1 protein-coding gene is annotated in these 355 nt (G+C 46.2%); it reads left to right on the forward strand.

What is annotated here, in order from left to right; genetic code table 11:
• On the forward strand, window positions 1–355 hold a 355-nt coding region (locus AAEY78_RS12375; RefSeq protein ID WP_502943762.1), incomplete at both ends, for a mechanosensitive ion channel family protein.

The following is a 355-nucleotide window of genomic DNA, read 5'->3' on the forward strand; positions in this document are numbered from 1 at the left end:
CCTTTACTCTTGGTCGGCATTGTTATCTTTGGATTGGTTACATGGTTTGGTAGCTGGTTGTCCAATCGAAAAAATATGTGGCAACGGCTCACGCCCAATCCTTTCGTCGCTGAACTGCTGGCACAAACTGTCAAAGTAATCTTTATTATTTTTGGTTTGATCTTGGCATTGAGCTTGATAGGGGCAGAAACGATCCTAAGGACGCTACTTGGCGGTGCGGGTGTTATCGGTATCGCGGTTGGTTTTGCGGTCAAGGATACTATTGAGAACTATATTGCCTCGTTGATGCTGAGTATTCGTCAGCCGTTTCGCGCTCGTGATCAGATTGTCATTAACGGGCAAGAGGGTATTGTGG

The sequence above is a fragment of the Psychrobacter sp. 16-MNA-CIBAN-0192 genome, assembly GCF_040309565.1.
Taxonomy (GTDB): Bacteria; Pseudomonadota; Gammaproteobacteria; order Pseudomonadales; family Moraxellaceae; genus Psychrobacter.